This window comes from Microbacterium sp. A20 (assembly GCF_004794515.1).
GTDB lineage: Bacteria > Actinomycetota > Actinomycetes > Actinomycetales > Microbacteriaceae > Microbacterium.
The window spans coordinates 1-8,553 of record NZ_SSDF01000089.1; the positions used below are offsets into that span (position 1 = coordinate 1).

An 8,553-nucleotide genomic window follows, 5' to 3' on the forward strand; every position below is an offset into this window, starting at 1 on the left:
ATCCACTCCTTCATTCCGTGAGATCTCCTTCATTCTGTGCGGGCAGTTGCTGACGCTGCACGAGGCGTCATGACTCAGCCTCCCAGCACCTCCCCAGCCCCCAGCGCCGGCGCAACCCGGCGTCACGCGACGGCGGTGGTGGTGTGCGCGACGGCCCAGGCGAGGGCCTCGTCGGCGATCTCCTCCCAGCCGTTCTGGCTGACGAGGCGGTGGGTGCGTCCGGGGTACTCCTTGTAGTCGACGACGGCGGGGCTGCCGGTGGAGCGGTACTTCTGCACGATCGCGCGACCGATGGCCGGCGGCACGACGTGGTCGATCTCACCCGTGATCACGTACAGCGGAGCCCGGTCGGTGCGCGCATAGTCGACGTGGGTGACGCCGCCCTTCTCGTTGAACGCGGAGGCGACGCCCTCGAAGAAGACCCGGTTGTAGGAGTTCACGGCGGATTCCTCCCAGAGGCGGTCGGACTCGGCGCGGCTCAGGTCGTTGCCGAACGTGAAGTGGAAGTGGCGCTTCGACAGGGGCTTGGCGCCGTTGCGGCCGAAGGGGTTCGCGAGGATCGGGGTGCCGGTCCACAGTGTCGACAACGGCAGGGTGGTGATGCCGGCGGTCTGCCCGGGGGCGACCCCCACGTACGCCGCTCCGACGCCGCGGTCGGCGAGCATCTGGGTGATGACGCCGCCGAAGGAGTGGCCCATGACGATCGGCTTCACGGGGAGCGCGCGGATGATGCGCTCGTAGTGGTCGACGATCTGCTTCAGGCCGATGCCCTTCAGGGCGGACGGGTCGCGGCGGATGTCCTCGACGGAGCGGTCGTCGATGCCGGGCCATCCCGGGACGATGACCTCGTGGCCCTGGGCGCGGAAGCGCTCGGCCCAGGTGTTCCAGCTCGCGGGGGTCATCCACAGGCCGTGGATCAGGACGATGGGGGTCTTGTCGGTGGTGTTCATGATCTTCTTCTCTCTGTTCGGCTCCCGCTGATCGGAAGTGCGTTACGCTGATAGTAGACCGAACGTTCTATCTACCGCAACCTATTCCCGAAATCGGCAAATCGGATTCGGATGCCGGGGTTCGGATGACACGATGAGAGGAAGACCATGGACACCACGACGAAGCGCCCCAGCCCCGCCCGCGCCCGGCTGATCGATGCCGCCACCCGCCTCTTCTATGAGCAGGGCATCCACGCGGTCGGCGTCGACCGCGTGATCGAGGAGGCCGGGGTCACTCGCGCCACCCTCTACAAGCAGTTCGGCGGCAAGGAGAACCTCGTGCTCGCGTACCTCGGCCATGAGGACGAGATGCTCCGCGCGATGTTCACCGAGGCGGGAGCGGCCGTCTCCGACCCCGACGCGCTGCTGGATGCGGTGGTCCAGGGCATCGCCGCCGACATCCGCGAACACCACACGCGGGGCTGCCCCTTCATCAACGCGGCCGCGGAATATCCGGATGCCGAGGGAGCCGTGCGGCAACTCATCGACGAGCACCGGGAGTGGTTCCGCTCGACGCTGCAGCAGGTCGCCGAGGCGGCCGGGCTCGAGCGTCCGGACGAGGTCGCCGCGTCGCTCGTGCTGCTGCGCGACGCCGCGCTCGTCGGCGGGTATCTCGACGGGGAGAACCGCGTCGCGCCCGCCTTCGAGCGCACGGCAGGCGCTGTGATCGACGCTCACCGGGCGCACTGACGACCCCGGAATCTGTGACTGGAGTGACAAAAGTGGTGCGACACGCCAAGTAATTGCCCAAAACCCGCGAAATGACGCGGAAATGAGGGTGGTGGTTGATACATTCAAGGCGGTCACTAGACCAGGAGCATCCGCTCCGATACCCACAACGATGCGACGGGATCTCGTCGCTGGAGGATGACATGGCTGACAAGTCCATCACCAAGACCGAGCTCGTCGCGAGCATCGCAAGCGCCACGGGCCAGAGCCAGGCCACCGTCTCCGGTGTCCTCGACTCGCTGTTCGCCACGGTCTCCGACGCTGTTGCCAAGGGCAGCAAGGTCTCCATCCCGGGCTGGATCTCCTTCGAGCAGGTCGACACCGCTGCTCGCACGGGCCGCAACCCGCAGACCGGCGCCGAGATCAAGATCCCGGCCGGCAAGCGCGTCAAGGTGACCGCTGGCTCCAAGCTCAAGGCTGCCGTCAAGTAATCGACCGCACCTCATTGAAGGCCGCTCCCGTTCCGACGGGGGCGGCCTTCGTGCTTTCCGCCCTCCGGGCGCGCCTAGGCTGGAGGGGTGAGTTCCCGCAGCGAGTCGACGAGTCGGATCTCGGCGTATCGCATCGCCGGGATCGTCATCCTCGTCGTCGCGGCTCTGGTCGCCCTGACGCTCGCGCTTCTCGTCGGCGGAGGCGCGAAGCCGCCGCTCCTGCAGGATCCGGGCCCGTTCGTGCTCTGGGGCACGCCGATCGCCAAGCTCGTGATGAACATGTCCGGCGCGGTGATGCTCGGTTCGCTGGTGCTGGCGCTGTTCGGCCTGCGCGCGGGGGAGCGCTCGTTCGACGCCGCCCTGAACATCGCCTCGGTCGGCGCCGCGGTCTTCACGATCTCCGCGGGTCTCGCCGGATTCCTCGCCTTCATGGCGGCCTTCAACCCGAAGCTCAGCATCGAGCGCGAGTTCGGCACGCAGCTGGGGCGCTTCCTGCTGGAGCTGCCGCTCGGCCAGTCCTGGCTCATCACGACGCTCTTCGGCGCGATCATCACGGTGCTCGCCTTCGCCTGGCGCTCTTGGACGCCCACGCTCATCACGGCCCTGCTCGCCGCGGCATCCTTCCTCCCGCTCGCGACCCAGGGTCATGCGGGCGATCTCGCCGGGCACAACATGGCGGTCAACTCGATCCTGCTGCACACGATCGGCGCAGCCGTCTGGCTCGGCGGCCTGCTGCTGCTGATCCTGCTGCGCGGACGTGCCGACGTCGACACCGCGCGGCTCGTCGGGCGCTACTCGTCGCTCGCGATCGCCGCCTTCGCCGTGGTCGCCGTCTCGGGGGTCACGCGATCGATCGTGGCCGTCGGCGACTGGAACGCGCTCTGGACCACGCCCTACGGCTGGATCGTGCTCGCCAAGGTCGCGCTGCTGGGCGGCATGGGCCTGCTCGGTGCCTGGTATCGCGCCCGCCTCATCCCGAAGCTCGCCGGAGCCCGCGCCGCCGGCTGGTTCTGGCTGCTCGTGCTGTGCGAGGTCGCCCTCATGGGGCTGGCCTCCGGCGCCGCGGCCGCTCTGGCCCGCACGCCTCCGCCCACCGGCGAGACCGCGTTCCTGCAGACGCCCGCCCAGATCCTCACCGGGTCGGAACTGCCGCCGGAGCTCACCCTCGAGCGCTGGTTCACGGCGTGGGACATCGACGTGCTCTGGCTGATCGCCGCGGGGCTGGGACTGTTCTTCTACCTGGCCGGCGTGCGGCGCCTGCATGTGCGCGGCGACCGCTGGCCCATCCATCGCACGGTCTTCTGGGTGCTGGGGATGCTGCTGCTCGTCTGGGTCACCGGCGGGCCCATCAACGCGTACCAGGAGTACCTGTTCAGCATCCACATGCTCGGGCACATGATGCTGTCGATGGCGATCCCGCTGCTGCTGGTCTCCGGTGCCCCCATCACGCTCGCGCTGCGCGCCATCCACAAGCGCGACGACGGCACCCGCGGTGGCCGCGAGTGGATCATGTGGGCGGTGCACTCGCCCTTCGCCCGCGTGGTCACGCATCCGTTCGTCGCGGCGGCGATCTTCATCCTGTCGCTGTGGGCCTTCTACTTCACCGATCTCGTGCGCTGGTCGATGTTCGAGCACCTCGGCCACGAGTGGATGGTTATCCACTTCCTGATCTCCGGCTACCTGTTCGTGATGAGCCTCATCGGGGCCGACCCGGTTCCGTATCGGCTGCCGTATCCCGGACGCCTGATCACGCTGATCGCCGTCATGGCGATGCATGCGTTCTTCGGCATCGCGATCATGATGCAGGAGGGGCTGATGGTCGCGGACTGGTTCGGGGCGATGGGCCGCGACTGGGGCGTGAGCCCGATGCAGGACCAGTACGTCGGCGGCGGCATCGCGTGGTCGATCGGCGAGATCCCGACGCTCATCCTCGCGATCACGGTCGCCATCCAGTGGAGCCGCAGCGACACCAAGCTGCAGCGTCGGGCCGACCGGCACGCGGATCGCACCGGCGACGCCGAGCTCGAGGAGTACAACGCCAAGCTCGCGGCCCTCGCCGAGCGCGATCAGCGCCGCGTGGAGCGCGAAGGACGCTGAGACCCGTCGCGGGGATGGTCCGTCGACCGGGACTCAGTCGACCGGGACCTCGCCCGGTGCGCCGACCCTGATCGACGCCGAGCCGTTCGGCAGGATCACGATCGTGCCGTTGAGCTGGAAGGGCACGTCCTCGGAGAGCGGTGCGATCGACCCGTCGAACAGCGACTGGATCTCGACGTCGACGTGCGCCACGGCCTCGGTGGTCGGGATCTGCCACTGCCCTCCGTCGGGGACGACCGTGACCTCGGGCTGGCGGGCGATGGACCACTTCGGCGGGGCGGTGATCCGGTTGGTGACCCGCAGTCCGAACGGGCAGGCGGTCGGCTGCAGCACCTCCTGCGTCGTGCACTCGGTGAGGAACTGCTCGACCTGCTGCTGCACGACCTTGACGAACTCCTCGGTCGGCTCGGTCTGCACATCGAGCGGCGTGACGGCGAGCGGTGTATCGGCGAGCACGCCGTGGCCGGATGCGGTCGCGATGGGGGTGTCGACGGTCACCGAGTACAGCCCCGGGGTGAACACCAGCAGCGGCAGCGGGTCGAGCGCGCCCGCCTCCGGGCCGAGGACCGACACCTGTCGACGGTCGACCTCGAAGCCGTTCACCGCGAACTGGTCTGCGCCCCGCACGGTGAGGTCGATCACGGCCAGCGGGCTGGTGGTGAAACGCCAGTTCGGGGTCACGCCCGCCCAGCCGTCCTGCTCTATGAGGAACGTGCTGGTGCCGGCGTGACCGCTCGCCTGGTAGCTCACGGTGACCGCGGTACCGCCGTCTGCGGGCTTCTCCGACTCCACCTTCACATCCGTCAGGGGCGCGAGCGCCGAGCGTCGGAGCATCGCCTCCGACGCCGACGGATCGATGCCCGCCTTCTCGAGGGTCTCGCGGTCGATCGCGACCCCGGGAATGCGCAGCGCGTCGGCAGCGCTGCCGGAGGAGAGCAGGTCGAGGTAGCGGACCACGAAAGCGGACGGGCCGTAGAACTGCTGGTACAGGGTCGCCCCGCCGGCGCCCAGTGCGGCCACGAGCATGAGGCCCACGACGGCGAGCATCGCCAGATCGACGCCCAGGCGCGATCGCCGGGGCGCGCGCGTGCCGGCCCGTCCCATGGCGTCAGTCTAGGAGGGCGTCCTGGGGGGACGCCGAGCGTCGGCGGCCGCAGGCGGATGCCGGGACGTAGCATGGGTGGCGCCCCGTTTCCGCCCGCTTCCCCTGTGAGTGCCGTGTCCCTTCCCGCCCTGTCCGAGGAGCAGCAAGAGCTGTTCCGGCTCATCGAGGACACCGGCGAGCACGTCTTCATCACGGGGCGCGCCGGCACCGGCAAGTCCACGCTGCTGCAGCACTTCGCCTGGAACACCAAGAAGCAGATCGCGATCTGCGCGCCCACCGGCGTCGCGGCGTTGAACGTCGAGGGTCAGACCATCCACTCCCTCTTCCGGCTTCCGATCGGTCTGATCGGCGACGCCGACATCGATCAGAACGATGCCACGCGTCGCATCCTCAATGCCATCGAGACGCTCGTGATCGATGAGATCTCGATGGTCAACGCCGACCTGATGGATGCGATCGACCGCTCTCTGCGCCAGGCCAGAGGGCGAAGGGGGGAGCCGTTCGGCGGTGTGCAGGTCGTCATGTTCGGTGACCCGTATCAGCTCGCACCCGTTCCTCCTCGCGGCGACGAGGCCCGCTACGTGCAGGACCACTACCGCTCGTTCTGGTTCTTCGACGCGAAGGTCTGGGCCGGCCCTTCGACGGGCTCAGGGACCCATGGATTCGGGTCGTCCGATCAGGAGGGCCTGTTCGAGGTCGACACCCGCGCCCACCTGCACGTGCGGGAGCTGGTGCAGATCCACCGGCAGTCCGACGACGGGTTCAAGGCGATGCTCAACGCCGTGCGCTACGGGCGGGTGACCGCCGAGATCGCCGGGGTGCTGAACACGCAGGGCGCCCGCACACCTCCGGAGCCGGAGCCGGGCGAGGTGCCGATGATCACCCTCGCCACGCGCAACGACATCGTGAACAGCATCAACAGCAGGCACCTCGCGGCGCTGCCCGGCAAGGAGCAGACGGCGCGGGCAGAGGTCAGCGGCGACTTCGGTCGCGGCGAGGCGTCGCTGCCGGCGGAGTCGGAGCTCAAGCTCAAGGTCGGGGCGCAGGTGATGTTCCTCCGCAACGACACGGCGATGTCCGGGGAACCGCCGCGCTGGGTGAACGGCACGATCGGCACGGTCACGCGCATCATCGGCAGTGCCGTGCGCGTCGACATCGACGGTGAGGAGGTCGACGTCGAGCCCGCCGTCTGGGAGCGGTTCCGGTACGCGTACGACCAGAACACCAAGAAGCTGTCGCGTGACGTGGTGGCCGAGTTCACCCAGTTCCCGCTGCGGCTGGCATGGGCGGTCACGATCCACAAGTCGCAGGGCAAGACCTATGAGCGTGCGATCATCGACCTCGGGTCCGGGGCGTTCGCGCCGGGGCAGACCTATGTCGCGCTGAGCCGGCTGACCTCGCTCGAGGGGCTGTATCTCTCGCGCCCGCTGCGACCCCGCGACATCCGGGTGGATGAGGACGTGCGCCGGTTCATGCGCGACGCCTGGCTCGCGGCATCCACGCCGGAACTGCCGAAGGGCTGATCCCGGGTCAGGCCGCGGCGCGCGCCCGGTCGAGGTCTTCGAAGAGCTCGGTGTTGAAGCGGTAGGCGAGGAGCACCTCGTCGATCACGCGCTCGCGCTCCGCGTCGTCCCACGGTGCCGCATCCAGCTGCTCGCGGTACACGTCCTTGAAGGCCGAGGGGTCGGCGATGTCGTCGAACAGGTAGAAGCCGATGCCGTTGGTCTCGAAGCCGAAGCGGCGGGCCATCACGCGACCGATGAAGATCCCGCCGGAGAGGTCGCCGAGGTAGCGCGTGTAGTGATGAGCCACGAAGCCGCCCGCCCAGGTCGCCCCGACCTGACGGATGCGGTCGACGTAGCGCTGCGTGGTCGGCAGCGGCACGATCTGCTCGCGCCAGTCGGCGCCGAGGAGGAACTCCAGGTCGGCCTCGAGCGCGGGAAGGCGGGTGAGCTTGTCGCTGATGAAGACCGAGGCGATCGGGTCCTGGCGCATCCGGTCGCCCGCGCTCTCGAGCGCTTCGTAGATGAAGTAGTGCTGAGCGACGAGCGAGATGTAGTCCTCGCGAGAGCCCTCGCCCTTCAGGAGGTCGGACATGAAGCCGGCGGTCTCGCTGCGGGAGTGCGATCCGGACGAGCGCTCGCGCAGGGCGGCGGAGAAGGAGAGGATCTCGGGCATGACCTCAGTGTAAGGGGAGCCTTACCTCAGAGGAAAGCCCGGAGTCGACGGAAGTCGGGTCGTCGACGCGTCTCCGCGACGCTCAGGCGTGCGGGCGGGGCTCGACGCCGAGGCGGGCGCAGGCCTGGTCGTAGAGCGCCACGACCTCGCGACGCACCGACGGACGGTCGGCGATCGGTCCGCCCGGCCACGGCACGCGCAGCTCGGAGCTGGAGCCACCCGCGGTGATCTCCCACACTCCGCCGTCGCCGTCGAAACTCGTCATGACGGACTCGGTGATCTCGGCATCGGTCTCGGCGAAGGCGCGGGCGATGAGCAGATTGTCGTCGGTGTGGTCGCCGTTCATGTGGCGGAGAACCGCGGTGATCACGTCGGCATCGAAGAGGTGGGGCACGATTCTCACCTTACGCGCGCGCCGGGAACGCTCGGCTCGATGCCGTCTTTCAGGATCGGCGTTCTAGACTCGGGAGACACATCCTCGGGGGTTCTACATGCAGCTTCTCTCGTCGCGCCGTTGGCGTGCCGCAGCGGCCAGTGCGGCCGTGCTCGCTCTCGTCCTCACCGGATGCTCCTCCGAAGGCTCCTTCACCTACACTCCACCGGCGCAGGTCGACGCTGATCTGCCCGACGCGACGGTCGAGGCCATGCAGGCGGCGATCGACAACGCGATCACCGCATCCGGCGCCTCCGGGGCGATCGTGGGTGTCTGGGTGCCGTGGAGCGGCAGCTGGGTCGCCGCATCGGGCACGCAGAACCGTGACGGTGGCGAACTGTCCACCGACATGACGTTCCGCATCGCGGACGTGACCCGGCTCATGACGTGCGATGTGCTCTACGCCCTTGCGGACGAGGGGACCCTCAAGCTCGACGCAAAGGTGACCAAGTACGTCTCCGGGGTCGCCGACATGACCGACGTCACCCTCCTCCAGCTCTGCAACGGTACGAGCGGGGCCGGATCGTCCGAGGCCACCAGGCGCACGGTCTCGGCGGTGATCGCGGCCTCGCGGTCGGCGGCCTGCACGTA

General features: G+C 68.6%; 9 protein-coding genes. 5 read left to right on the top strand and 4 right to left on the bottom strand.

Annotated features, from left to right (window positions below; genetic code table 11):
- Positions 1 to 122: 122 nt before the first annotated feature.
- Positions 123 to 950 carry an alpha/beta hydrolase gene (locus DW298_RS15900; protein WP_136043451.1) on the bottom strand — a complete coding sequence of 276 codons (828 nt, stop codon included), beginning with the start codon at positions 948 to 950 and terminating at the stop codon, positions 123 to 125.
- Between the two features lie 147 nt (positions 951 to 1,097).
- On the opposite strand from DW298_RS15900, the gene DW298_RS15905 reads away from it, so the two are divergent.
- The 3 genes from DW298_RS15905 (at position 1,098) to DW298_RS15915 (ending at position 4,246) form a co-directional block, all read left to right on the top strand.
- A complete protein-coding gene (locus tag DW298_RS15905; RefSeq protein WP_136043452.1) occupies positions 1,098 to 1,679 on the top strand; it encodes a TetR/AcrR family transcriptional regulator in 582 nt (193 codons plus the stop codon).
- A gap of 182 nt (positions 1,680 to 1,861) precedes the next feature.
- A complete protein-coding gene (locus DW298_RS15910; RefSeq protein WP_017203554.1) occupies positions 1,862 to 2,149 on the top strand; it encodes an HU family DNA-binding protein in 288 nt (95 codons plus the stop codon).
- Positions 2,150 to 2,236: 87 nt separating this feature from the next.
- The gene (locus DW298_RS15915) at positions 2,237 to 4,246 is read left to right on the top strand and encodes a cytochrome c oxidase assembly protein (RefSeq protein WP_136043453.1); all 2,010 of its coding nucleotides are present in this window, start codon (positions 2,237 to 2,239) and stop codon (positions 4,244 to 4,246) included.
- A 33-nt stretch (positions 4,247 to 4,279) separates the two neighbouring features.
- Here DW298_RS15915 and DW298_RS15920 read toward each other — a convergent pair whose 3' ends face one another.
- Positions 4,280 to 5,350, bottom strand: coding sequence for a hypothetical protein (locus DW298_RS15920; protein WP_136043454.1), 1,071 nt, complete (start codon positions 5,348 to 5,350; stop codon positions 4,280 to 4,282).
- Between the two features lie 114 nt (positions 5,351 to 5,464).
- Here DW298_RS15920 and DW298_RS15925 point away from each other — a divergent pair, with 114 nt between their 5' ends.
- Entirely contained in the window at positions 5,465 to 6,874 is a 1,410-nt protein-coding gene (locus tag DW298_RS15925; protein ID WP_205820405.1) for a DEAD/DEAH box helicase, read from the top strand.
- A gap of 7 nt (positions 6,875 to 6,881) precedes the next feature.
- Here the strand turns inward: DW298_RS15925 and DW298_RS15930 are convergent, their stop codons facing one another.
- Together DW298_RS15930 and DW298_RS15935 are read right to left on the bottom strand one after the other, a co-directional pair.
- On the bottom strand, positions 6,882 to 7,529 hold the full coding sequence (locus tag DW298_RS15930; protein WP_029264391.1) for a biliverdin-producing heme oxygenase: 648 nt from the start codon (positions 7,527 to 7,529) through the stop codon (positions 6,882 to 6,884).
- 82 nt (positions 7,530 to 7,611) lie between these two features.
- On the bottom strand, positions 7,612 to 7,923 hold the full coding sequence (locus DW298_RS15935; RefSeq protein ID WP_136043456.1) for a DUF2470 domain-containing protein: 312 nt from the start codon (positions 7,921 to 7,923) through the stop codon (positions 7,612 to 7,614).
- A gap of 97 nt (positions 7,924 to 8,020) precedes the next feature.
- On the opposite strand from DW298_RS15935, the gene DW298_RS15940 reads away from it, so the two are divergent.
- On the top strand, positions 8,021 to 8,553 hold a 533-nt coding region (locus tag DW298_RS15940), incomplete at its 3' end, for a serine hydrolase domain-containing protein (protein WP_136043457.1).

Excerpts from the sequence above, each read along its gene's own strand:
- DW298_RS15900 (WP_136043451.1), bottom strand. The coding sequence starts at position 950 with ATGAACACCACCGACAAGACCCCCATCGTCCTGATCCACGGCCTGTGG.
- DW298_RS15905 (WP_136043452.1), top strand. The coding sequence starts at position 1,098 with ATGGACACCACGACGAAGCGCCCCAGCCCCGCCCGCGCCCGGCTGATC.
- DW298_RS15910 (WP_017203554.1), top strand. The coding sequence starts at position 1,862 with ATGGCTGACAAGTCCATCACCAAGACCGAGCTCGTCGCGAGCATCGCA.
- DW298_RS15920 (WP_136043454.1), bottom strand. The coding sequence starts at position 5,350 with ATGGGACGGGCCGGCACGCGCGCGCCCCGGCGATCGCGCCTGGGCGTC.
- DW298_RS15930 (WP_029264391.1), bottom strand. The coding sequence starts at position 7,529 with ATGCCCGAGATCCTCTCCTTCTCCGCCGCCCTGCGCGAGCGCTCGTCC.